This is a genomic window from Alkalimonas collagenimarina (genome assembly GCF_030717845.1).
Taxonomy (GTDB): Bacteria; Pseudomonadota; Gammaproteobacteria; order Enterobacterales; family Alteromonadaceae; genus Alkalimonas; species Alkalimonas collagenimarina.
The window spans coordinates 152,239-176,611 of sequence record NZ_JAUZVZ010000006.1 but is presented as its reverse complement, the minus strand read 5'-3'; the positions used below and the strand labels follow the sequence as shown (position 1 = coordinate 176,611).

At 49.6% G+C, this 24,373-nt stretch carries 23 protein-coding genes; 11 read left to right on the top strand and 12 right to left on the bottom strand.

All coding sequences use genetic code 11. The annotated features are described in order from the left end of the window. Positions 1–73 precede the first annotated feature (73 nt). The 5 genes from Q3O60_RS05945 to Q3O60_RS05930 all read left to right on the top strand — a co-directional run bounded on the left by Q3O60_RS05945 (position 74) and on the right by Q3O60_RS05930 (position 5,300). On the top strand, positions 74–1,435 hold the full coding sequence (locus Q3O60_RS05945) for an energy transducer TonB (protein WP_305892983.1): 1,362 nt from the start codon (positions 74–76) through the stop codon (positions 1,433–1,435). Between the two features lie 430 nt (positions 1,436–1,865). Then, complete coding sequence (locus Q3O60_RS17695) at positions 1,866–2,438, top strand: PPC domain-containing protein (RefSeq protein ID WP_369812638.1); 573 nt, start codon at positions 1,866–1,868, stop codon at positions 2,436–2,438. Positions 2,439–2,487: 49 nt separating this feature from the next. Beyond that, positions 2,488–3,252 (top strand): cyanophycinase, encoded by a 765-nt coding sequence (locus tag Q3O60_RS17690; protein WP_369812637.1) that lies wholly within the window; start codon positions 2,488–2,490, stop codon positions 3,250–3,252. A gap of 85 nt (positions 3,253–3,337) precedes the next feature. Further along, the gene (locus tag Q3O60_RS05935; protein ID WP_305892982.1) at positions 3,338–4,423 is read left to right on the top strand and encodes a cyanophycinase; all 1,086 of its coding nucleotides are present in this window, start codon (positions 3,338–3,340) and stop codon (positions 4,421–4,423) included. 94 nt (positions 4,424–4,517) lie between these two features. Then, the gene (locus tag Q3O60_RS05930; protein ID WP_305892981.1) at positions 4,518–5,300 is read left to right on the top strand and encodes a hypothetical protein; all 783 of its coding nucleotides are present in this window, start codon (positions 4,518–4,520) and stop codon (positions 5,298–5,300) included. Positions 5,301–5,316: 16 nt separating this feature from the next. On the opposite strand, the gene Q3O60_RS05925 is transcribed toward Q3O60_RS05930, so the two are convergent. Further along, entirely contained in the window at positions 5,317–5,724 is a 408-nt protein-coding gene (locus Q3O60_RS05925; RefSeq protein ID WP_305892980.1) for an acyl-CoA thioesterase, read from the bottom strand. A gap of 133 nt (positions 5,725–5,857) precedes the next feature. Between Q3O60_RS05925 and Q3O60_RS05920 the strand changes: the two genes are divergently transcribed. Further along, entirely contained in the window at positions 5,858–7,189 is a 1,332-nt protein-coding gene (locus Q3O60_RS05920; RefSeq protein WP_305892979.1) for a TonB family protein, read from the top strand. A 30-nt stretch (positions 7,190–7,219) separates the two neighbouring features. On the opposite strand, the gene fre is transcribed toward Q3O60_RS05920, so the two are convergent. From fre to ubiD, 3 genes are read right to left on the bottom strand one after another with little or no spacing between them, the layout of a single operon-like run. Next, on the bottom strand, positions 7,220–7,927 hold the full coding sequence (gene fre, locus Q3O60_RS05915; protein ID WP_305892978.1) for an NAD(P)H-flavin reductase: 708 nt from the start codon (positions 7,925–7,927) through the stop codon (positions 7,220–7,222). Positions 7,928–7,938: 11 nt separating this feature from the next. Next, positions 7,939–8,217, bottom strand: a complete 279-nt coding sequence (locus tag Q3O60_RS05910; protein ID WP_305892977.1) for a 2Fe-2S iron-sulfur cluster-binding protein — start codon at positions 8,215–8,217, stop codon at positions 7,939–7,941. Then, complete coding sequence (gene ubiD, locus Q3O60_RS05905; RefSeq protein ID WP_305892976.1) at positions 8,214–9,698, bottom strand: 4-hydroxy-3-polyprenylbenzoate decarboxylase; 1,485 nt, start codon at positions 9,696–9,698, stop codon at positions 8,214–8,216. Before ubiD ends, Q3O60_RS05910 begins: the two co-directional genes overlap by 4 nt. A 238-nt stretch (positions 9,699–9,936) precedes the next feature. Between ubiD and Q3O60_RS05900 the strand changes: the two genes are divergently transcribed. Then, positions 9,937–10,710, top strand: coding sequence for an EAL domain-containing protein (locus Q3O60_RS05900; RefSeq protein ID WP_305892975.1), 774 nt, complete (start codon positions 9,937–9,939; stop codon positions 10,708–10,710). 65 nt (positions 10,711–10,775) lie between these two features. Here Q3O60_RS05900 and Q3O60_RS05895 read toward each other — a convergent pair whose 3' ends face one another. Beyond that, positions 10,776–13,262 (bottom strand): TonB-dependent receptor plug domain-containing protein, encoded by a 2,487-nt coding sequence (locus Q3O60_RS05895; protein WP_305892974.1) that lies wholly within the window; start codon positions 13,260–13,262, stop codon positions 10,776–10,778. Positions 13,263–13,545: 283 nt separating this feature from the next. Here Q3O60_RS05895 and Q3O60_RS05890 point away from each other — a divergent pair, with 283 nt between their 5' ends. Then, positions 13,546–14,718 (top strand): cystathionine beta-lyase, encoded by a 1,173-nt coding sequence (locus Q3O60_RS05890; RefSeq protein WP_305892973.1) that lies wholly within the window; start codon positions 13,546–13,548, stop codon positions 14,716–14,718. Between the two features lie 302 nt (positions 14,719–15,020). After that, positions 15,021–17,831, top strand: a complete 2,811-nt coding sequence (locus Q3O60_RS05885) for a TonB-dependent receptor domain-containing protein (RefSeq protein ID WP_305893004.1) — start codon at positions 15,021–15,023, stop codon at positions 17,829–17,831. A 44-nt stretch (positions 17,832–17,875) separates the two neighbouring features. On the opposite strand, the gene Q3O60_RS05880 is transcribed toward Q3O60_RS05885, so the two are convergent. From Q3O60_RS05880 to Q3O60_RS05870, 3 genes are all read right to left on the bottom strand, one after another. Next, on the bottom strand, positions 17,876–18,976 hold the full coding sequence (locus tag Q3O60_RS05880; RefSeq protein ID WP_305892972.1) for a GGDEF domain-containing protein: 1,101 nt from the start codon (positions 18,974–18,976) through the stop codon (positions 17,876–17,878). Next, complete coding sequence (locus tag Q3O60_RS05875) at positions 18,976–19,422, bottom strand: molybdopterin-dependent oxidoreductase (RefSeq protein ID WP_305892971.1); 447 nt, start codon at positions 19,420–19,422, stop codon at positions 18,976–18,978. Before Q3O60_RS05875 ends, Q3O60_RS05880 begins: the two co-directional genes overlap by 1 nt. A 222-nt stretch (positions 19,423–19,644) precedes the next feature. Then, the gene (locus Q3O60_RS05870) at positions 19,645–20,187 is read right to left on the bottom strand and encodes a YaeQ family protein (protein WP_305892970.1); all 543 of its coding nucleotides are present in this window, start codon (positions 20,185–20,187) and stop codon (positions 19,645–19,647) included. 134 nt (positions 20,188–20,321) lie between these two features. On the opposite strand from Q3O60_RS05870, the gene Q3O60_RS05865 reads away from it, so the two are divergent. Beyond that, positions 20,322–20,906 carry a hypothetical protein gene (locus Q3O60_RS05865; RefSeq protein ID WP_305892969.1) on the top strand — a complete coding sequence of 195 codons (585 nt, stop codon included), beginning with the start codon at positions 20,322–20,324 and terminating at the stop codon, positions 20,904–20,906. A 122-nt stretch (positions 20,907–21,028) separates the two neighbouring features. After that, the gene (locus tag Q3O60_RS05860; protein WP_305892968.1) at positions 21,029–21,499 is read left to right on the top strand and encodes an Hsp20 family protein; all 471 of its coding nucleotides are present in this window, start codon (positions 21,029–21,031) and stop codon (positions 21,497–21,499) included. A gap of 57 nt (positions 21,500–21,556) precedes the next feature. Here Q3O60_RS05860 and Q3O60_RS05855 read toward each other — a convergent pair whose 3' ends face one another. The 4 genes from Q3O60_RS05855 to Q3O60_RS05840 all read right to left on the bottom strand — a co-directional run bounded on the left by Q3O60_RS05855 (position 21,557) and on the right by Q3O60_RS05840 (position 24,088). Beyond that, the gene (locus Q3O60_RS05855; protein WP_305892967.1) at positions 21,557–22,186 is read right to left on the bottom strand and encodes an outer membrane protein; all 630 of its coding nucleotides are present in this window, start codon (positions 22,184–22,186) and stop codon (positions 21,557–21,559) included. A 279-nt stretch (positions 22,187–22,465) separates the two neighbouring features. Beyond that, a complete protein-coding gene (locus Q3O60_RS05850; protein WP_305892966.1) occupies positions 22,466–22,708 on the bottom strand; it encodes a TIGR02647 family protein in 243 nt (80 codons plus the stop codon). Positions 22,709–22,795: 87 nt separating this feature from the next. Beyond that, entirely contained in the window at positions 22,796–23,575 is a 780-nt protein-coding gene (locus tag Q3O60_RS05845) for a CLCA_X family protein (RefSeq protein ID WP_305892965.1), read from the bottom strand. Between the two features lie 189 nt (positions 23,576–23,764). Beyond that, positions 23,765–24,088: an early set domain-containing protein gene (locus Q3O60_RS05840; protein ID WP_305892964.1), complete on the bottom strand. Its 324-nt coding sequence runs from the start codon at positions 24,086–24,088 to the stop codon at positions 23,765–23,767. Between the last annotated feature and the right edge of the window lie 285 nt (positions 24,089–24,373).

Below are 24,373 nucleotides of genomic sequence, written 5' to 3'. Positions count from 1 at the left end.
AATGAGGTGACCACCGCGTTAGGTTAATGTATTATTTTTGCTGAGATGGAACCGACCTCTTTTGGAGCATGGAATGAACAGCAGCACGTGGAATGGCATTCTCTGGTTATACATTTTATTGAGTACAGCATTGTTATGCTTTGGTTACTCAAGACCAGTCAAAGCTGAGTTTTTTCAAGCACTACAAGCCTACGAGAAAGAGAGTTACTCCACTGCTTATACAGGCTTTTCTGCATTGATCGAACTGGGGAATGCTGAGGCTGCCTTTAATCTGGGAGTGATGTATTACCACGGTCACGGCATCGAGGCGAACCCTATTGAGTCGATGGCTTACTTTCATTTGGCGCACTCCTTGGGTAATAAGGATGCCGCTACCATCCAACAGCAAATATCTGCCCAACTTAGCGAAAGCGAGCGTCGTTTAGCCCGGCTTCGCTTTGAAGAGCTACGACAGCAAGTCATTATTCGGGATGATGCAGAAGCCACTCAATTGTATGATGTCGTCGATTTGCAGGCATTAGCGACCCCTATGCCGGTTTTTTCTGATGATGTTCATCGTCGCAGTCATTTTGGATACATTGTCATTCGTTATTTGGTCGATAAGGATGGCAGCGTTCCAGTGGTGGATGTGATAGACAGTTATCCTGCTGGGATCTATGAAAGAGACACACTCCGGGCCCTTCGCCGTTGGAAGTTTGAACCTACGGGCAAACAGCATTTGGTCAGTACGCAGTTAAATTTTTGGGTACCGGGTTCATTGCGATCGCGGGAGGCGCAACAGTTTTTAGAGCGTGATCAGATCTGGGACTATGCGGCGTTGGGGATATCTGCTTATCAAGAATATATTGGTAGTGTGTTACATCTCGTCCATATTGCTTCTGGCAAACACACCTTTATCGATGAATCCTTACCAGATGAATGGGACCTTCCCGATTTTACCGAGCTGCTAGGCTCTCGCTCCCTCAGTTTTAGATACCGCAGCTTTCTAGGCTATACCTTGGTGCAAGTGGAGGATGGTGTTATTCAGGCGGTGCTGGCCGATCACGCCTTGGAAGCACCGGATGCCTCAGAGCTGATAGGGAAGCGGATACGTGGCGCTACTTCGGGCCACTACACAATCAGCCGGCCTTCTCGAAGAGACTCTATCTTGGTTCAAAAGCGTTACCCAGTGCCTCGTCAACATACTGCAGGTTATTGGTGGAGCGAAGCGGCAAAAAATGGCAATGCCAAAGCACAGCGCATTTTAGCGAATCAGCGGGTTGACTGGCAGTTTTACTTACTGCAGCAAAATGAAGTGACATCGATGGCGTGGCACGGAGTTCGCTTAACATTAGATGGCGAGTCAGAGCAAGGTTTGGCATTAATTGAGCGCGCTGCTGATCAGGGGTATGGGGTGGCTGAGGAGCTGCTTAAAGTAATGACCGGCAGCGAATAGGCGTACTAATCCACTGCAGGTTAAGGCGGAAAAAAATCACATTTTTTTTAGTAGGCTATCTGCCTATTTTTATTTGTATTTTTGGTGATTAGCTGTCAATTATGTTGACACTGCATAGTTTTCTTTCTTGACAGAATATCTATTCAGGACAATAGTGTTTACAAAGTAAGCAATTAGTTTTTGTCTATGATCATGCCTCGATACTGCCAACTAGTTTCGACTCGCCGAGCTCCCCGCTTGGTGTGTTTGCATGATTGCTCTACCGATTATCACCTCTCTGAATGGTTCGACGAATAGCCATTCGCCTTTTAAGAATTCAGTTCTGAGTTCATACCAAATACTACCGTAGCTTGGGTACCTGTAATCCATGCTGCGTGGTTATCAGCCCGTGTGGGCTATTTCAATAACAATGATAAAGCAGGAAACAAAAATGAAAGCACTCGTTCAAATCGGGGCTATAGCCTTGCTGTTAAGCAGCAATGCCTATGCCTGTCTAACCCAAGAAGTCGAGAACAACAACTCCGAAAGCAATGCCAATGGGCCTTTGTGCTCTGGTGTCACGGTGGATGCCAGTATTCACAACCGCAACGATGTCGACTGGTTTTATTTCGATACCAGCAGCACAGGCGATATTTCTATCAACCTAAGCCATGGTAATAATGTCGACTTTGATTGGTTTTTGTACCGGGAAACCGGCAGCTATATTTTGTCTGGGCAAACGTCCAATAACCCGGAAACGGGTACCTACCCAGCTGCGGCTGCCGGACGACATTACATTAAAGTCACCCGGTATTCAGGCACTGGCAATTATCAGCTGACGGTGAACTTTAATGGCGATGGTCAGAGCGGTGAGCCTGATCCGGCGCCAGGCCAATGCAGCTATGGACCTCGTCCAAGTAAGCCCGGTGGCTTAACGGTGTATCGGGTGGGTTCTCTGGATGATAGCTGTGTGGAGTTAGATGAACCAGCCGTCCTACTGATGGGGGGGGGGTACCGATGTTGATGATGCATTTAGTCAACGGGTTGCGCCGCATATCCAAGGCGGTAACATCGTGGTGTTACGCACGGCTGGCACAGGAGCTTACAACGACTATCTGCAGGGGCTTACCAATGCCGCATCGGTCGAAACCATTATTGTGGATAGTCAAAACAAAGCCAATAGCGACTATGTCGACTGGGTGATCCGTACTGCGGAATTTGTCTGGTTAGCCGGTGGCGACCAAAGTACCTACATCAGTCATTGGAAAGGTACTAAAGTAGAAGATGCCATCCAGTACGTTTATGACAAAGGTGGCGTGGTCGGCGGCACCTCAGCAGGAAACCACGTATTGAGTGAGTTTGTCTACAACCCTGATGGTGTGCAGGGGGCTGTTAGCTCGGAAGTCGTCACAGATTTCTGTCATGAAACTATCAAGATCAGCACTGACTTTCTGAATATTCCGATGCTGGCAAATACCATTAATGACACACACTTTTATGAGCGTGATCGCATGGGGCGTTCGGCAGTGCTACAGGCACACTTGGGCAGCAATGGTCGAGCAATAGGGGTATCAGAACAAACCTCCCTGTTTGTTCAGGCAAATGGTCACGCTGTAGTCGATGGAGGTTACGAGGTCTATGTGCTTCGGGCTGATGGTCAGACTCAATACCAGAATACCAGTTGTGGTAACCCGGTCGTGGTCAATGATCTGCTGCGTTACCGCCTGCTTTCAGGGGATAGCTACAACTTGCTGAACAACAGCAGTTCAATATCGCCAATTCGCATCGGCATTAACGGTAACTTTAGTAGCTTTTATACGCCATCGAATCCGTATTAATCAGCACACCTAACCGCTGACTGGATTGAAAAAAGCAAGTCCACCCTTTGGGTGGGCTTGCGAACGTTTTATAGTGAGTGAAAAAATGAAGATAAACTGGTTCCCACAAACGTTAGTGGTTTTGTATTCAATTGTGATGTTGCAAGGCTGCGGCAGCAACATCTCTGACCCCGATCCCACCTTGCTTAGCGAATTAGAAGCCCTTGCGAATGCCGAAGCCTGTGGTTATGGCCCTCGTCCGGATAAGCCTGCCAATTTAACTCGTTATGCGGTGGGTTATACCGGTGATGTGTGTGTTGAGCTCGAAGAGCAGCAAGCTGGTATTATTTTAATGGGCGGCAGTACGGATGTGGATGCCGTCTTTGTAGAGAAAGTACGGCCTCATATTCAAGGCGGTAATATAGTGGTACTGCGAACCCGTGGTGGGGCTGGCTACAATGATTACCTGCTGCATTCAACACAAGCCGCTTCCGTAGAAACCCTTATTGTTGATAGCCGTGATAAAGCCAATACTGAGTATGTGGATTGGGCGATCCGCAGTGCGGAGTTCATTTGGTTTGCCGGTGGCGATCAATCCGAGTACATCCGTTACTGGCAAGGCACCGCGGTACAAGATGCATTGCACTATGCCTACCAAAAAGGCGCTATTATTGGAGGAACCTCGGCAGGTAATGCGATTTTAGGTGAGTTGGTGTACAACCCGGATGGTGTCGGAAGTGCCGTATCCAGCGAAGTAGCTGCTGATTTTTGTGATGCCAACATCAAGTTTAGTGGTGACTTTTTGCAAGCCCCAATGCTCCGGGGAACCATCACTGACACTCACTTTAAACAGCGCGATCGAATGGGCCGCTTAATGACCTTTCTGGCACATCACCCAGACCGGGATTTGACAGGTATTGCCGTCTCAGAGCAAACGGCTCTCTGGGTAGAGCGCAACGGCTGGACGGACGTATTTGGTCAGCATGAAGTGTACATAGTGCGGGCCGATGCACAAACGCGCTACCAACAAACAGAATGTGGCCAGCCGGTGATTATCTCCGATTTACTGCGCTACCGCTTAACGCCTGGCGATCGCTATCAGCTTGGCAGCCATCAGACCGGGGTAGAACCGCTGCGGATCAGTCTGGATGGTAGTCAGAGCCCCATCTATCAGCCGAGTAACCCGTACTAGTGCGTGTAGCGAATATGTATTTAGCTAGTTAGGGAATTTTTAGCAAAAAGCCAGGTCTACTCTGCATCTTAATGGATGCATCAACGAGCTGCGCGTGGAGAGACAAGAGCCGGTCTGGCTGGTTTCGAACGAAGAATGGGTACAGGATGTGCCCAGCGGCGAAGCCGCATCCTTGTTATGGTGGCGCTGGCCTTTACTGCTGGCCCTGGCAGGGCATGGACTGTTGTTTTTGCTGCTGAGCCAACAAAGTTGGCAACGTCCTATTGAGCCTGACGTGATGCCTGCTGCTATCGAGGCATACTTTTATCAAGCTCCAGCCAGGGTTGAACCAGAGTCAGTGGTGCCTAATCAAGAGCCTTTTTTAGAAGAGGAGCTTGTTGCTGATGTAGAAGAGCTGATGGCTGAACCAGAAGCTGTCAGCGAGGAGGCTGTGCTGCCTGATACGGATACCGAGCCGGCTCTGGCTGCGGAAGCCGATGCTGAAGTGACCGCTGATGATGGCAAGGGTGAAGAAAGGCCTGCTACTGAATCAGCAGCACTAACATCGGGTGTAAACCAACGCGGAAGTTTAATGGACCGCGCCCTACGACATGTGCAACCAACAGAAGAGTTGGCATCGGCACATCGGGCGCAGCAAATACAACGGCATGCGCAGCCAAAAATTACCGTAGAGAAGCGCTATCAGGAAATCCATGATAGCAGTAAGCCTATACGCAACTCTCGTGGCTGTCTTAGCGGTGATCCGAGTGTAGACGGCTTTGGCTTTGATGGCTTAATGGCTGCAAAGTATGTGCCCTGTGGCGATGAAATAAGTGCCGGTCAGCAATTGCAGGAAATCCTGCAACGCCGCTCCAGGCATTTGGGCCGATCAGAGTAAACTGAATGTGTCCGGATCAGCCCTGCAACTGCTGCTCCAGTCGCTGTTTTAAAGCCCCTTCAATCGGCACCGCTTTGCCGGTTTTTTGATCCAGGCAAACAAAAGTAATATCGGCATCGGCGGCAATGCGGTTGCTGCCTTTGATCGTCACTTCTTGCCGTACCATGGCACTTTTGCTGCCAATCTTACTAAATTGCGTGCTGATTTGCAGGGTATGCCCCATGGTGGCTGCTTCGCGGTAATTGATGTTGATGTTCACAATTACCCAGGCCAGACCAAGCTCGCGGAAAAACTCTATATCGCCATTGTCTTCCAGATAGCCCCAGCGGGCTTCTTCTAAGAACTCCAAATAGCGGGCGTTGTTGACGTGCTGGTAGATATCAAGATGGTAACCGCGAACTTTAATTTCGGTTAGATGCGTCATAATAGGCTCATAGTCAACAAAGATAGCGGCATTGTGCCACACCGGCACTGGCTAGACCAGTTTGGCAAGAGAATGGTTGTTTTTGTCTCCTGTTGGAGCTATTATTTTAACAAATTGTTATAGGAGATTGTCTGTGAAATGGATCCTTCCCTTTTGTTTGCTGTTGGCGGCCCACTCTTCCTTAGCGGCCAGTTGGCTGGATGCGCTTGATGCGTATCAACGGCAAGATTTTGCTACAGCAAAGCAAGGTTTTGTTGAGCTTATTCCATTGGCCAATGAAACTGCTGCCTACAATCTTGGTGTGATGGCACTGCATGGCCAGGGCCAGCCTGTGGATGAAGCCACAGCGCTGGGTTATTTCTTTTTGGCTGCCGAGCTGGAACATCCAGGCGCTCGCAGTGCTATCCAGCAGGTATCCGACGCACTTAGCGCGGAGCAGCTATCAGAGGCAGAACAAGTCTATACCGCATTGCAGCAGCGTATTCAGTTGCCAAAACGGCGTGCCGATGCCATCACGCAACGAACTGCAGGTCCGGAGCCAGTTAGCCGTCCTGCTCCCCAGTATCCAGTGGATGCCGCACGCAGAGGTCAGTTCGGTTACGTCATGCTGCGTTTTTTAGTGGATGAGGAAGGTAAGGTGCAGACCATTGATACGCTGGATGCCTTTCCGCAAGGGGTGTTTGAGCGCTCAGCGACTCGCGCCGTCAGGCGTTGGCAGTACGAAGCGACCGGTGAAAAGCATATCGTGCGCGTTCGTATGGACTTCAGATTGGACGCTGACTTGAATTTTCAACGCGTGCATGCACTCTTGCATAACGACAAGCTTTGGGATTTTGCCAATGCCGGCTCACCGCGACATCAGGAAGTGCTCGGTACCCTGTTTGAGCTAGTTGCTATGGGTTCAAATATAAGTTGGCAGGTAAGGCATGAACTGAGTGAGCAGGATATGGCGCCTGATCTGAGTCTGTTTCGGGATAGGTCTCGTTTGTCTGCATCGCTGGATGACTTTGTAGGGCTGGCGCATATCGAGTTGGGGTCCGGGGGGCGTATTACTCAGGTTGATTTTCTGCGTGAGGGATCTAACTGGGATGAAGAACAGCTGTTGGCAGCAACCATTAATACTGCTGCCGCACCCGGTCGTTACCGTATTCTGAGAAGTCAGAACCACCGTGGTCGCTATCAATTACACATCCAGCCAATTCAGGAGCTACCAGCCAATATGACAGCGAGGTATTGGTGGGATATGGCTGCCCGCAATGGTGATCGCAGGGCCCAGCAAATTCTGGCTGCATTTGATCTACATTGGGAGCAGTATCTGATTGCGCAGCAAGATCCTGAAGTGCTGGCCTGGAGTGGTACCCAACGGATCCTAAATGGTGAAACAGAGCTGGGCTGGGCCATGCTTGAGCAGGCAATTGTGCAAAATAATGCCACTGCGAAAGCTCTGAAAAAGCAGTTGTTATAAATTATAAAGCCCCGGTCGGGGCTTTACGGATTAAATATAGGCAAAGGCATCGGCGAACATTTGCTCACGATGTGCGCCTTGTTTTAAGAAAGCATCGCGAGCCACGCCAACCATCGGGAAAGGACCTGCGATGTATATGTCGTAAGCCTCCAGCGAGACAAAATCCTCCAGCACGGCTTCATGTACCAACCCCGTTCTGCCTTGCCAATCGTCGTCGGCTTCCTGTACCACCGGAATAAAACGAAACTTGCTCTGGCTGCTGGCCCATTGCTGTAACTCAGGTAACAAATACAGTGATGCTTGCTGCCGGACGCCCCAATACAAGAACACTGGCCGGTTATTCCCTTGTTGCTGCAATGCCTGAGCAATGCTGTAAATGTAGGAAAAACCAGTGCCACCCGCTAACAGTACAATCGGATGATCGCGCTCGGTTCGCAAATGTGCATGGCCTAACCCTGCTTCAATGCGCACCGGTTGGTCACTCTGTTGCTGTTGTTGCAGGTGATTCAGCGCCTGACTGCTGTACTCATCGCTGGCAGAGGCACCAATATGCAACTCCAGGTGTGCTTGACCCGGTACACTGGCGACAGAAAAGGGCCGTTTATCTTCATCAGTTAAGCACAGTTGTAAGTACTGGCCGGGTAAAAAGTGCACTGGTTGTTCTGGCACGAGTCGTACTCGTTGAACATGAGGAGTCAGTGGCGAAATGGAGTCTACAGTGCAAGTGGTTACTATCATGCTGGTCTCGTTCAGGGTCGAATAAATGGATGGTGTAGCACCACATCAGTTAATGGGTAGGCTAAGCAACCATAGGTAAAATTTTGTGCTTTGTCGATATCGTTCAGTGGCTCTGGCGGATTATAACGCACCTGACCAGAGCGAAGTCGGCAGACGCAACTGGTGCATACACCCTGACGGCAGCGATAGGGAAAGTCGATGCCTTGCCGAAGCGCTGCTTCAAGAATGGTTTCATCGGTGTTAACCTGAAACTCAATCCCCGCTGGCTGGATCTGTACCGAGAAACTCATGTTGATATGTCATCGATATCAATGCCCAGCTCAGGCCACAGTGCGTCTATACGCGCACTGACTTCTGGATCCATCACAATAGGCTCTCCCCATTCACGGCTGGTTTCCCCCGGCCATTTGTTGGTAGCATCCATACCCATTTTGGAGCCAAGGCCAGATACGGGAGAAGCGAAGTCCAGGTAGTCGATGGGAGTATTCTCCACCAAGGTGGTATCCCGGGCTGGATCCATTCGGGTGGTTATCGCCCAGATCACATCTTTCCAGTCACGGGCATTAATATCGTCATCACAGACAATAACAAATTTGGTGTACATAAATTGACGTAAGAAAGACCATACGCCCATCATCACACGCTTTGCATGGCCGGGATATTGCTTTTTCATCGTGACAATAGCAAGCCGGTAGGAGCAGCCTTCCGGTGGTAAATAAAAGTCGGTTATTTCCGGGAATTGCTTTTGCAATATAGGTACAAACACCTCGTTTAAAGCGACGCCAAGGATGGCCGGTTCATCCGGTGGCCGGCCAGTATAAGTGCTGTGGTAAATTGGGTTGTCCCGATGGGTGATATGCGTCACGGTAAACACCGGAAAGTCATCAACCTCATTGTAATAGCCGGTATGATCGCCATATGGGCCTTCAGGTGCCATTTCACCAGCTTCAATGTACCCTTCCAGCACAAACTCAGCACTAGCGGGCACCTGCAGCTCATTGCTAATGCATTGTACCACTTCGGTATTATCACCCCGCAATAAGCCAGCAAAGCCATACTCGGACAGGGTATCTGGTACTGGCGTAACAGCACCTAAGATGGTTGCGGGGTCGGCCCCCAAGGCAACAGAAACCGGGAAACGCTCGCCCGGATGCGCCTTTTGCCACTCATAAAAATCCAGAGCGCCCCCCCGGTGCGATAACCAGCGCATAATCAATTTGTTTTTACCCAATAACTGCTGACGATAAATGCCGAGGTTCTGTCGTTCTTTGTGTGGCCCTTTGGTGACCGTTAAGCCCCAGGTAATCAGTGGCGCAGCATCGCCTGGCCAGCAGGTCATAATGGGGAGAGTCGTTAAATCAACGTCATCGCCGCTTAAAACCACTTGTTGACAGGCACCTTTGCGTACTTTTTTAGGTGACATGTTCAGCACTTGCTTAAAAATTGGCAGTTTGCTGAATGCATCTTTCAAGCCTTTCGGGGGCTCGGGTTCTTTTAAGAATGCGAGGAGTTTACCGACTTCGCGCAGTGCTGCAACATCCTCTTGACCCATGCCCAAAGCAACACGCTCTGGGGTACCAAATAAATTGGCCAGTACCGGAATGGTTGAGCCTTTGGGGTTTTCAAACAGCAAGGCCGGCCCACCAGCACGAAGCGTTCGGTCCGCAATCTCCGTCATTTCCAACACCGGGTCGATTTCAACCGAAATGCGTTTCAGTTGGCCCCGCTGTTCCAGCTGGTTGATAAAATCTCGCAAATCTTTGTATTTCATAGGTTCACTTCAGCGCAAAGCTGCTGGATACGTACAGAAAAAGAGCAGCGATCAATCGCGGGCTCATGAATGCGTATTAGTATACATGGCTCTGACTCAGGTGTCAGTGCTGGTATGTTTTGCCAGCGAAGGGGGATAGGGAACCGATGTAAATACAGAAGTTTAGGCTCAATAGCTGTGCAACTGTCACTGATTTATAGCTATACTAAAGGTTCATGCAACACAACGCGGGGGGCGCATGGAGTTTCCGACCAGTATAAAACAGCAAACTTGCAGAGATTGCTTGAGTGGCCAGTCGCTTGGTTTTCAAATAAAAATGGCGTTTCAGCCCATTATCGACTGGCAAACCCAATCTATTTTTGCGCATGAAGCCTTAGTACGTGGCCCGGAAGGACAAGGTGCAGGCTGGGTGTTCGAGCGGATCACCTGTGATAACCGGTATTATTTTGATCAGGCCTGCCGGGTGAAAGCGATTGAAACAGCGGCACGACTTGGCTGTGATAGTTATTTAAATATCAACTTTATGCCCAATGCAGTGTACAACCCGGAAACCTGCATCAAAGCCACGCTCGAAGCATGCGACTTGTATGGCTTTAATAAGAAAAACATTATTTTTGAAGTCATTGAAAGCGAAGAGATCCCGGACAAAGCGCACTTAAATAGGATTTTTAGAAGTTATGCCAAGCATGGCTTTTTAACCGCCATTGACGACTATGGTTCTGGCTTTGCCAACCAAGAATGGCTGCGCGAACTCAGGCCGCACATATTAAAGCTCGATATGTCGCTGATCCGTGATATTGACCAAAGCCCTGCTAAGCAATTAATAGTGGAAAGCACCTTGGCTGAATGCGAGCTACAAGGCACCAAGGTGCTTGCCGAAGGCATTGAGAGTGCGGAAGAATTGGCATATTTAGTGTCATTGGGAGTGCGGTATATGCAAGGGTATTATTTTGCCAAACCGGCACTGGAAACGCTGATCCCATTGGCCGATATTCATGGTTTATCGCAGTAGTTACTTGTTGGTCTGTATTGAGTATAAAGGCGCCAATTGGCGCCTTTATACTGCCCGACTAAACCTTAAAAATCATAGCTTAGGCGTGCATACAACATCCGGCCAGAACGACCAAAGGGGGAGTAGTTAGAGAAAGCGGTTGCTCCTGTTGTATTCAAGTTGATTGGGAATGCATCCGGATATGTATCGAACAGATTATCTGCCCCAAACGCTATCCGCATATTATCCGTTACCTGGTAGCGCCCCTCTAAATCAACCAAAACTTTTGAGCCCAATGTAAAGTCGTTGATTGGGTTGGCATTTGGTGTCAATACTTCCCCGTAGCGAGTGGCTTTTAAGGTGGCGCCAAAGCGATCATGAGCCCAGTTAACAATGGCACCGAATTTGTCTTTGGGATTGCCTTTCTCAAAGGTGAGCACATTTACTCGATCAAACAGCACTGGAGCAGGATCCAATGCAGCTAGTTCGGCTGTTTCAGGTACTCGCGTGACTTTGGTACTATTTAGGTTACCCACTAATGTAAAGTCAAAGTTGCCCATAGTATCGGTCAACACTGGCCAGTTGATCACCACATCCACACCTTGTGTTTCGGTATCGACCCCATTAATGAAGAAGCGGCCGCCACCTATGCCGATAAAGCCTTGTGATTCCAGAAAGTCTCGCACATTCGGCTGCGTCAGGTTCTCTGACAAAACGATGCGATCATCAATATCGATGCGGTAAGCATCCACGGTAATGGTGACGGTATCAAAGCGCATCACAGCACCGAGCGAAAAATTAATCGATTTCTCCGCATCCAGCTCCCGAGCTCCAAGAGCTACCGCCACCGGATCATTGACGGGGAAGGTGGTGATATCAAACGGAATACCGCCGATAAAGTTGGTCGAAGTAGCCGTAAAGTTTTGTTGCTGCAGCGATGGTGCGCGAAAGCCGTTTTGCACTGAGCCGCGAAGTGCAAAGGTGTCGGTGAAATCATAGCGGGTGGCAAACTTACCGGATAGGTTACTGCCAAAGTCGGAGTAACGTTCCGCTCGTAAGGCAGCCGATGCCAGCCATTGATCGGTTATATTCGCTTCAAGATCGATATAGGCACCGATGGCGGTCCGGCTTTCGTCAACTTCATTGGATGGTCGAAAGCCAGGGAATACCTGAGAACCCGAGGCGGTTGGGTTGCCATTTGGCAACAATACACCACCATTTTGATAGGATTGAGGTTCGCCAGCAAAGATCGAATAGCTTTCGCGACGAGCCTCCACGCCAAGTGCCAGGTTAAGCGCTGAGGCAAGGCCATCGACATCAATGGCTTTTACCCCCGATAAGTTGTAGACCCATTGATTGTATTTATAACCACCGGCATCAAATTCGGTTTGGCTGGCTGGGCCAAAGGAGCGGTTGAGTGTATTTTCAATGGTAAAGGCCATTTTATTGGAGCCATAGACCACAGAGGTATCCAATTGCCATTCACCCCAATCCCACTCATAACCAAAGGCGGCACTGAAGTCATCCACATCTGGTGAAATAAGCGGCAAGAAGCCGTCTGGGTATATCTCAGGCACGTTTCTGGCATCATTGGCTGGCCGGTAAAAGCCTCCAGAGGTGGCTTGACGATTCTGATAACTTGCCCAGCCATAGAGTTTGCCGTTATCCGTGGTGACGCCTGCATTGGCAAATAAGGTCCACTGCTCCATTTCTGGCTCACCATACCAAGCACTAAAGCGGTTAAAGCTTTGCTCACGGGGATCGAAGCTACCATCTGCCAGCAGAGGGTATTGTTGTCGATAATCCCAGCCTCCACGTTCCGTACGTTCTTGATCTTTGTACTCAGCTGAAACGGTCAAAAAACCGTTATTGCCCAACTCAAAGCCTTTCCAGCCAGACAGGGTAATGGTTTCACCATCACTGCGGCTGCGTTTTAGTTCGCTCGGGGCACTCCAGGTCGCCCCTTCCGGAGGTGGGGTGGTCGGTGTGGTGTAACTGGTATCCCGCAAGCTATAGCCTAGCGTCACGGAACCTCCATCGGCTGCTTCACGTAAGCGTACGTTCATAACCCCGGCTATGGCATCAGAGCCATATTGGGCGGATGCACCATCGCGCAACACTTCAATGGCGCTAATGGCTCCCATGGGGATAGTATTCAGATCCACTGCGGAAGCGCCCCGGCCAACGGTACCATTCACGTTCACCAGTGCGGCAGCATGGCGTCGTTTTGAGTTCACCAATACCAAGGACTGATCCGGTGATAAACCACGTAGTGTAGCGGGACGAATGGTATCGGTACCATCGGCAAGGCCTGGCCGGGGAAAGTTAAAGGATGGTAAAGCAACCGACAACGCTTGATTAAGTTCGGTGGTGCCAGAGCGCTCCAATACATCGGAGCGAACTAAGTCGACCGGTACTGCGGTATCGGAAATTGTGCGGCCAGCAACGCGGGTACCTGTGACCACTATGGTCTCAACTCGCTCAGCAGCAGTATCATCATCAGCAACCACCAGTGGGGTTGTTAGTATGGAAGTGATGGCGATGGCCAGGGGCGTGACACGAAAAGTACGCATATAGTTTCTCCTAGGGATTTTAATTTGTGTTGTCTCTATCCTTATACATCGATACTTATTTTTATAATGATGCTGGCTTTTTCAGCTTCTTATTAGTAACGACTCAACTACAATGTCGTACTTCATGTATACGTGATGCCATTAATCATAGACCAGAACTCCATGAATTTCCTTGCAACTTTGGTCTGACAGATGATCTGGGCGACCAAAAGCAGTACCATGATGAAAGATTATAGGATCGTGAAGGTGCTGAGCCCGAACTTGGCGTTTAAGGAGTTGTTGCATGAAGAAAAATACACACCTCATTCAAGCAGGCCGCGGCAAAAAGTGGGTTGGTCAAGCGGTGAATCCTCCGGTAGTCAGAGCTTCTACTATTACCTTTGACACCATGGCAGAGCTGGCGCATGCCAGCCAGCATAAAGGCAATCGAGTCCCTTTTTATGGCCGTCGCGGCACAGCAACGCATTTCGCGTTTCAAGAGGCGATGTGTGAGCTGGAAGGTGGTGCTGGTTGTGCTTTGTATCCATGTGGTGCGGCCGCTGTGAGTGGTGCTTTGCTCTCGTTCTTACAATCAGGCGATCATCTGCTGATGGTGGACTCGGTGTATGAACCCACCCGGGCTTTATGTGAAAAGATTTTACGGCCGATGGGCATCGACACCGAGTACTATGATCCCATGCTTGGTGCTGGCATTGTGGAGTTGATCCGGCCATCGACCAAGGTAATTTTTCTGGAGTCGCCGGGCTCTTTGACGATGGAAGTACAGGATGTGCCAGCTATCTGCAACATAGCACAGCAGCATGGAATCGTGACCATTCTCGACAATACCTGGGCTTCACCGATTTTATGCCGGCCATTCGAGATGGGGGTCGATATCTCCATTCAGGCGGCAACCAAGTACATCGTCGGCCATTCCGATGTGATGCTGGGTACCGCCAGTGCCAATGAAAAGCACTGGCCGCAATTACGTGAGCACAGCTATGTGTTAGGTTACTGCGCCTCGGCCGATGATGTCTATCAGGCGAGTCGTGGGTTACGCACTTTAGGGATTCGGTTGCAGCAACACGAACACAATGCGCTGCAGATTGCTCGTTGGCTGGCCGACCGGCCAGACGTGGAAACGGTCCGTCATCCAGCGTTTAGCAGCAACCCAGGCCATGAGGCGTTTAAGCGTGATTTCAGCGGCAGTAACGGCCTGTTTTCATTCGCCTTAAAGCAAGGCGGTGCCAAAGCCGTGGCCGCTTTTGTTGAAGGCATGCAATATTTTAAAATGGGCTTTTCCTGGGGTGGCTACGAAAGCCTGATTTCACCTACCCTGAATGTACAAAAACTACGTACTGCCAGCCAGTGGCCACACCAAGGGCCTTTGATCCGTTTGCATATTGGCCTGGAAGATCCGGACGATTTAATTGCCGATCTAACGCAAGCTTTTGCCCGGTATCAAGCTGCACTTTAGCTTATGAACAGTACAGAGTGGTGCTTGATATACCACCACTCTGTATAATTATCCGACTAAACCTGCATAACAATTCATCGAACGGTTTTTTTCTGGCCGTTTTTGCTGGATCCTGCGCCATCTTTCCTTACAATGCGCCCATTTTGGGTAAAGCCATCGTTGTCTGCATGCGCAGTGCAACGCTTTTAACCAGTGCAACAACTGGTCGTATCTTTCAGGGAGCTGTTATGCGCAACACTAAATTTAGTAATTCATCACTGCATCGGGCGATGCAGATTGGCCTGCTCGGTAGCAGTGCTGTAATGTTTCCGGCTTTGGCCGGAGCAGATGCCACCAGCAGTGACGTCGCCGCGGCGCCAGAGCGGATTCAGGTAACTGGCTCGCGCATTCTACGTGAAGGTGCTGTGGCTCCATCACCGGTGACGGTGATCAGCGGCCGGGATCTGGTTGAAACTGGCGCCATGAATATTGGTGAAGTGCTCAATGTACTGCCATCGTTAGCCGCTACTTACTCATTGGCCAACTCAGGCCGCTTCATTGGTACGGCTGGTTTAAGTTTGCTGGATTTACGTGGTATGGGCGCATCCCGTACTCTGGTGCTGGTGGATGGCAAGCGTCATGTGTCCAGCAGTGCTGGCTCTGCGGCGGTAGATACCAACGCCATTCCTACGGCCTGGATTGAATCGGTCGAAATCATCACCGGTGGTGCCTCTGCGGTTTATGGTGCCGATGCGGTTACTGGCGTGGTGAACTTCAAGTTAAAGCGCAACATTGAAGGGTTTGATGTGCAGGCCATGCTGGGCACTGCTGAAGACAACCCGTACCGCAACCACAAGCTAACCGGCTCGTTCGGTACCAACTTTGCCGATGATCGCGGTAACTTTGCCATCTCGGCAGAAGTGTCCGGCCAGCGTGGTATGAATGCCACCCAGCGTCGCCAGACACGCACATCCTATATGGCAGTGCGCAACCCAGACGACGGCGATTATCGCGATGCCGATGGCAACTGGATACATGATGGCATCCCGGATACCATCACCGTGGCCAATGCCGGCTGGTACGACAGCTCGACAGCAGGCAATTTCTACCTAGAGTCAGACAGCGGAAGCATCGACTGGTTTATCTTTAATCCAGATGGCAGTGTCCGTGCTCAGGACTTAGGCACCACTTATGGCCAGTGGGGACGTTGCTCTGATTGTGAGTTGTTAGATTTACGCCGTTACACCGATTTACAGCCAGCCTTTAATCGCTTTAATGTGAACAGCAAAATCAACTTTGAACTGACGCCGGATACCCTGATCTATGCCGAAGCCAAGTTTGTTCGCAGCAAAGGCGACAGCGAAGGGCAGCCATCCTTCTTCGAATACGACAGTGCTTTAATGGTTGGGCGCGACAATGCCTACCTGGATCCAAGCCTGGTACAACTGATGGATGCGTATGGCATCAATGAAATTGCCGTACACCGCTTCCAGCAAGATGCTGGCCGCCGGTTGGAAAACAATACCCGCACCACGTCTCGCTTTGTGGCTGGTATCGAAGGTGCCCTGGGACTTGACTGGAACTACGAGCTTTACGGTGTTTTTGGTGAAACCAAGCTGGAGCAGATCAACCGCAACAACCTGATCCGTACCAATTTTGCTCAATCGATCGATGCGATTGTGGTCGGTAATGAAATAGTTTGTCGTGACGAGCTAGCGCGCGCCAATGGCTGTGTACCCACCAGCATCTTTGGTGACAATGCCATTAATGCCGAGGCGCGCAACTGGTTCAACACCAACTCATACAGCAACAGTACTGTCCGCCAGACGGTGCTTAGCGGCCACTTAAACAACAGCGGTTTATTTGAGCTTCCTGCCGGTTATGTCGGTGTATCTATGGGTGCCGAATACCGTAAAGAAGAAAGTGAAAGTGTTCCGGATAGCTTTGCCGCTACTGGCGCAACCTTTCTGAATTCATTGCAGTATGAAAAAGGCAGCTTTGAGGTAAACGAAGTATTCGGGGAAGTCTCGATACCACTGTTGGCTGATTTACCGCTGATTCAGGATCTGGTGTTTGATGTCGCCGTGCGTTACGCCGATTACAGCACCATCGGCAGTGCTGTCAGCTGGAAAACTGGTTTGGATTGGCACCTGAACTCGCAGCTGCGGGCGCGGGCAACCTATTCTGAAGCCTTACGGGCGCCGAACATTGGTGAACTGTATGGGCCACAAAATCAAACCTTCTTCCGGGTCACAGACCCTTGCGGTGTTGATGAGGTGCAGAGTGAAACCCGACGTATCAATTGTGCGGCACTGGGTATCCCTGAAAACTTTGATCCGCAAGCGACCGCATCAACCATCGAAGGTTTGAGTGGTGGTAATCCGGATTTAACCGAAGAGAAGTCTACCAGTTACACGGTTGGTTTGGTGTATCAGCCAGACTGGTTACCGGGCTTTAGCGCGACCCTGGATTACTGGTCTATTGAGATAGACGATGCTATCTCTGCGGTGTCGGCGCAGAATATTCTGAACAAATGCGTTGATTCAGCAAGTGGCACCAACAATCAATTCTGTGCTTTAATCGAGCGGAATGATCAGAGTGAGCTGACGTTGATCACCTCAATTACTCAGAATGTGGCGGCATTGACCGCTGAAGGCGTCGATTTTGAGCTGGGCTATGATTTTGATGCACTGGGCGGTCGTTTTAACACCAAGCTGATTGGTACTTATCTCGATTCCAGAAAAACCTTCTCGTTCCAGGACAGCCCGGAAGAGTTTGACCAATACGCCGGAACAGTCGGGGATGCGCGTTGGCAAACCAACCTGAGTATCAATTACCGTTACGATGTCTGGACGGCAAGCTGGAAAACACGCTTTATCGACAATGTCTCGCTGTACCGTCAGCAGGAGCTGGCTATCAATCCGGATCCTAGCGATATCATGAATTATGGTAGCTACTTTGTGACGGATTTACGTCTGGGCTATCAGTTTGCCAGCGGCGTGCAGTTGGCGGTTGGTATTGATAACGTGTTTGATCGCAGCCTGCCTGGTGTAACTACCGGCACTACTGGTACTACAGCGGCTTACAACAATATTGGGCGCTTCTACTACACCTCGGTGTCGTACAGCTTCTAACCACTGTAAGTGGAGAAGCCAGCCCGCGCATGTCGCGGGCTTTTTTAATCTTGTTGAAATACCACCAGTTGGTTACGGCCCTGTGCTTTGGCTTGATACAGGGCTTTATCCGCCTGACGGTACAGTTCGTCAAAGTGGTACTTCCCCTGTTCACTGCAAGCCAGCCCCATACTGGCGGTGATGTGAAAAGCCTGTTCATCGCTCACTTTCGTTTCTGCGAGTGCATTCAACAGCACCTTGCACAACTGCTCCGCGACTTCTTCGTCGGTATCTGGCATCAGCAGCATAAACTCTTCACCACCAATGCGGGCCAGCACATCCGTGGTACGCCGGGCATAGGCTTTCATCAATTGAGCCAACATTTGCAGTGCTTTATCACCTGCCGGGTGGCCATAGACATCGTTTACTTGTTTAAAGTGGTCGACATCCAGCAATACCAGGGTTATTGGTTGATGATTGCGTTGCGCCATGGCGCATAGTAACTCACCTTGCAGCATGGCACTGCGCCGATTATGCAGGCCGGTTAAACCATCTTCGGAGGCGAGTTTATTCAATTGACGATTTTGTTTGCTAAGTAGGATAAAGAGCAACAGCAATACAAAGCCGATGGAGAAAACACCGATACTCAGCCAAGCCACTGCATTGCCATAACGATGCAAGGCGTTGGTTTGCCCCGCGATGATTTCCTGCAACGAGCGGTGTACATCGCTGGTAAATATATCCATGTCTTCCTGGATCCACTCCACCATTTGTTGCAGTGCTTGAGGGTCAATATGCTGCTTTTCATGTTCAACAACGTGCTGAAGTTGCTGAATTTGCCGTTCAAGCACTTTGAAATTACTTTCCAAATCGACAAACTGATGCAATAACCCTTGAATGGTGCGTTGCCGGGCCTGGATCCGGCTCCATAATGACTGAGTCAACTCAGCATTACTCTGGTGGGTGAGCGCTTCAGCATAGGCTGACACCTCTCGGTTTAGCATCTCAATCTGCCTGCCAACATCAATCACGCGCAAGGCTGGACGTTGCTGCATATTCACTTTGGCATGCCAAATCCAGCTACAACTCGCCATCGCAACCAAGCTGTAGCCAATCAATACCAAGGCAATCGCTTTGGTGAGCTTAATCGAACGCATTGTCAGCATTAGGGGCGAACTCGTATCTCAGACAGGCTCCAAATCCAGAGTACCAATGGTGCGGTTCCAATGAGCACCTGTTCAGCCTGTTGCGGCCAAATTAAAATTATCGGGCCATTTTTTTCCAGTGGTATCGGTTCGCCATTAAAGCGTGTTGCCAAAATCGGTTGGCCTTGTTCAATGTCTTGCTGAGTCAGGCGAATACGGTATTCATTCAGTGCATTTAAGCGAATGTCCTGAAAGCCCTGTAGCTCATAGTGCTGCAACAATTGATGCAAATAGACCCCTTGCCATTGACCTTTAGGTCCCCAGGCAGCCTGAAAAGACGCCTGCTGTTGCGGCATAGCATCGAGGTCTGTCAGGGTCAATGCTTGCTGCTGATCGCCATAGTGAACATTTAGAATAACCGGCTCGGACGCGATAGCCTGCGCCATAAGCAGTAGATGTGTGATCATGAAACACGTAGCAGAGGCTACAAAAAGAAAACGCTGTGATCGCATAATAATCCCTTACTACACTCGAGATGCTCAATGTGAGCAGTCAGTTTAAAAATGATGTGAGTCATAATAGCCGCCCCTTCAATTTTAGAAGCTACTGGCCGAAAGTGCTATGCACTGAGAGCCTAAAAGACTAGAGAATGAATCATACTTTATGAATCTCTGATGAACTTGGCCGTATTATTGTTTTAAGCAAAGTGGCGTCAAATGCACATTATGCTGTTGGTTACTCAGCCATACCTGACCTTCGGTAATGGTGCATTGTAACTCCATGCTTCGATTGACCATCGCCGCCAACTGTTGAACTTCCGATTCCGCAAACTCCGATATGGCTAAATTCTGATAGCGCTGCAGGTTCGGGGCTTGCTGCTGCCACCAGACAGCGGTGCTGCGACCACCATAACAATAGAGCTGTACCTTTTTGGCCCGACCACAGGCTTTTCGCAGCCATTTTTCATCGGGTTGACCAAACTCGACCCACAGGTTTACTTCACCAGAGAGCGATTGATCCCATAACTCCGGTTCATCCGCTTCTGAGCTGAGCCCTTTCGTGAAGGCAAGGGTATCCGAGGCATTTAAGGCAAAGGCCAATAAACGGACCATCATGCGTGTATCGGTTTCAGAAGGGTGCTGTGCCAAGGTCAAACTATGATCGGCGTAGTAGCCACGGTCCATGTCGGCAATATTCAATTGGACTTTAAATACAGTTGCTTTTAACGCCATCCTTAGGCCCTACTCAATAAAAGCGGCAGTGTAGCCTGTCTGCCACCGCAGCTCAAATAAAAGGCACTGGCAGCGACTACCGAAGTCGGATAAACTACGATTTGTTTGCTAAAATGCAACAAGGAACAAGCATTATGAATAAATTAACCCCGATTTTACTGGTTGTATTTGCTTTGCTCGCCATGCCGGTGTGGGCTAAAACCATCTTAACCAAAGACAACGTTGAGCGTTATCTGGCGATGCAGCCGGAGCTTATGGCGTTTGAAGAACGGCACCCAGACAACGATAGCAAGGATATGGTATTGGAGTCGCATTGCGATTGGCCGCGCCATTACCAATCGTTAAAGGCACAAGAGTTGGATGCCGGTTACATTCAAGGCATGGAAGCAATTATCAAACAATACGGCTTTCAGCCCGCCGAGTTTCTTGAGCTGAGTTTAAAGATCAGCTGGCCCCTACTGGAAATGAGCAAGCCCATGCTAGAAATGTCGCATCAGATGCTGGAGCACTTACCAGATGACATGCGAGCAGAGCAAGAAGCCGAAATGGCGCAAGCCATGCAAGTCATCAACTTGCTGGAGCAGTGCATGACCGAAGCCGATAAAAAAGCCGCCGCAGGGTTTCAAGACCAGCTGATACAGCAAATGATGCTGCATGATGAAGAGGGCATGGATCCTGAACAGCTGCAGCAGATGATGGACATGATGCAGCAAAACTGAACAATTTTTTCGTCAGTGCAACTTGAAAACGAGTTCATAGCCCTTATATACAGTGATGACGGGGTAGGTCTCTAAGAGAGTACCCTTAATCACAACTCGTATTGCTTTTCGGAGAATATGTTATGAACTCAATAGATTTTAGCCCACTGTACCGCAGCAGCATCGGTTTCGACCGTTTTGCCTCTTTATTGGATCACGCCTTGCGCTCTGATCAGAACAACAACGGCTATCCTCCATACAACATCGAAGTGCTGGATGAAAACCGCTATGCCATTACACTGGCCGTAGCAGGCTTCAGCCGGGACGAACTCAGCATCGAAGTCGAGCAAGGCGTACTGACCGTCAAAGGCAGTAAAGCAAACGATAGCAAAGAGCAGCGTCAGTACTTGCATCGCGGCATTGCCAACCGCTCCTTCGAGCGAAAATTCAATTTGGCCGAATTTGTCGAGGTGACCAACGCCAGCAGCGACGATGGTTTACTGACCATCAGCCTGACGAAAGAGATCCCAGAAAAAATGAAGCCAAAACAAATTGCCATCAATGGCAGTAACGACAAGGCAACTATTGAGCACCAAGCCAATAAAGTGGCTTAAGCACAATGCATTGCTAAATCAACCAAGGGCTGTCTACGGATAGCCCTTGTTGTTTTATCAGAAGTGGTAGCTGATACCCACACCCAGCAGTGAGTTATCGCTTTCAAACAAAAAGTTGCCGTAGATTGCAAACTGAGTGTTTAAACGAAAACTTGCATTAAGCTCACCCAAAGTAGAGCTATCGAGCCCCGAAACATTGATATGTCTTAAAGCTGCACCTAGCTCAAGCTCTGGTGTTGCCATGTAACGTACGCCTGCACCAAGTTGATAGCCACTGCCAGAGTCGCGATAACGCAGCGCGATATCATCCATAAAGAGGATATCGGAGGAGGCTGACTCTTTGGCATACCCGCCTTCAAAAAAGGTATCCAGACCTGGCATAATTTGCTGACGCAGGCCTAAGCTTAGCCAGCTTTGCTCTGATTTGGCACTAACATTCAGCAAGTCACCAGTGACCCGATCGTAGCGACCACGCAAATAAAGCCGCTCAGTCAATAAATAGCTGCCTTGTAACTGCCAGCCATCCGGTTTAAAGCGATTGCGCTCACCAAAATCAGCAGCATCCAACTTGATGTTGGCTTTGGCATAGCCAGCAGATACATAGTTCCAGTTAATATCCGAATTGCTGTCTGCAACCGCAGAGGTGGCCGCTACTAATGCAGCACACAGAGTAAGTTTGAATTGCATAGAAAGTCCTTATCAAATTTTGTAGCGAAGCATGCTAGCACAAAGCTCAATGTTGAAAAAATGTTTTTTTTATGTCTAATTGATTGCATCTAACTAGGCTAAGATCAGGCGATATTTGAGACAATCATTGAGAAAACAGCTGACACAGCAATTTGCTACCGGAGTCAGCTATCAATGTTTTCCCGCCATCGGTAGTAGCTGTGTTGTACCTTTAATCCCTTTCAGCGACATCCATATTGGTGTCGCTGGCGGTGGGGGGGGCAAGCGGACTAATGAGAATTAGTTATTTGGCGTGGTTAATATTCGCAGAGCGGATTGTAGCTGTTCAGCGCAGTGCACTCCCAGATCGGTTAGGTAGCCGCCATCAGGTTGGGTCAGCAAGCCTTTTTGGTGCAAGCGTTGAATAGCCGCTTTGGTATCGGTGTCGGCCTCATGGTGGACTTTGAGTCCTTCGCGCACACTATCCAGGTTGTATAAATTTAAAATACGAATTTCGGCATTAAGATCGGTGTTAATGGGCATAAGCAGCTCCTGCTTTAAGTGATAAAACTACCATAGCTGGAATCACAGTAAATGCCACGCTTTTTCAATAAAAAACTCATGCGCTGATTAGGGTTGCGCATTAATGGCGTTGCCCAGTAGAGCGAAGTAGCGAAACCAGTGGTCTCCAAGAGCATCTAACTCGGCCTGATTGGGGTAGGCCCCTGCCTTGGCCAATTCACTTTGTCGGGTGCCACTGACCAAAAAGTGATTTTTCAGTGGCTGCGCTTGCAGCATGGCTTCAAAAGCTCGGGCGCAGAGTTCTTCTGGTTGCGACAAATACAATTGCTGGCGCGCTTTATCAAGTTGGATGCAGCGATTGAAAAACGCACTAGGCTGTTGGCCATCTGCGGATAACAGTAGCGTTTTATAACCCTCTAACAAGATATGGCTTAATGGATGAGGGTGAAAGGCATGCTGATTGATAAAGCATCGGCTGGCAAAATGATGGGCGTGAGCTGATGGAAAGAGCTTTGGCGCGATGTAATGGTCAAAGGCATGAAACCATTCATGAGCGAGGCTACCCGCACCGGCATTTTTCGCCAGTGCCAAAATACGGCCTCGAGGCTGATAGTGTGCACAGACACCGGGCTGGCCACCAATACCAAAGGTTAAGGTGAGCGTCTGGTTGAGAGAGATGACCTTTGCTGGCACCTGCAGTAATTGCTGCAGATCGCACAGCGCATCAAAAAATAAGTTGGCGGCAATGTGTTGCTCTTCGGCTGTGACCCAGCGACCCACCCGAATGCCGCGAAAGCCAAACAACTTCACAATATCGGCAAAGCTGACATCGGCTCCTGCACGGTGATTCGGGCCATTGCGGTAAAAGTCGTTATAGAGGCGGCTCAAGGATGAGCTGACTCTTCAGTGACTGCATGCAGACAGCAAGCCAATAATGGATCGCCAAACACATTGTGGCCGTTGCTTTTACTCATAATCATCCTTAGGTTGGCTGCATAGCTTACCCAGTATGATGAAAGTGAGTCAATCGATCACTTCAATCCGTTTTGTGGCAGCAAGATACCGATCGCAGTACCGTTAATTTCGCACACGAACCACGGAGTTGTCTACGCCCAGCGCGCCGGGCCGATAGGTATCGGCTTGCCAGTCGTTATCGTAGTGTTCTTCTCCATGTTCATCGAGCAGGCAATAACGAAATTCAAAATCGTCTTGCTGATCGGTCGGCAATTCAAGCATGGTTTTAAAGCTGCCGTTTTTCAGCTGTTTTAATGGTTCTTTTTGCCAGCCCTGTGCTTCGCACAACAAGTAAGCGGCTTTTGCATGGCCGGCAGCTTCTGCCGGGATCTCAAAGGTCACTTTGACAACGGGGCGGCTTTTTAAAAACTGTTTTTTCAATGGCATGGTAGATACTCCCTCGAGTGTGACGTCTATGGAACAGGGGTTGCACTTTTTGGGTGCAACTTGATGCTTAAACAAGCAAGACCGGTCGTGATTCGGTTGTTTTCGCCTGTATAAAATGTAGTCATTCATAATTTATGCCAGCATCATGCGATGGGTGTCGGGCGAGTCAGGGCGCCCTAATCATGATGTATGATTATAGACATTGATGACGATTTGATGAATTTCAGGGAAGCAGCATTGCAGGAGAGCTGGAAGCCCCCTGCAATGCAGTCATTGCAGGGGCAG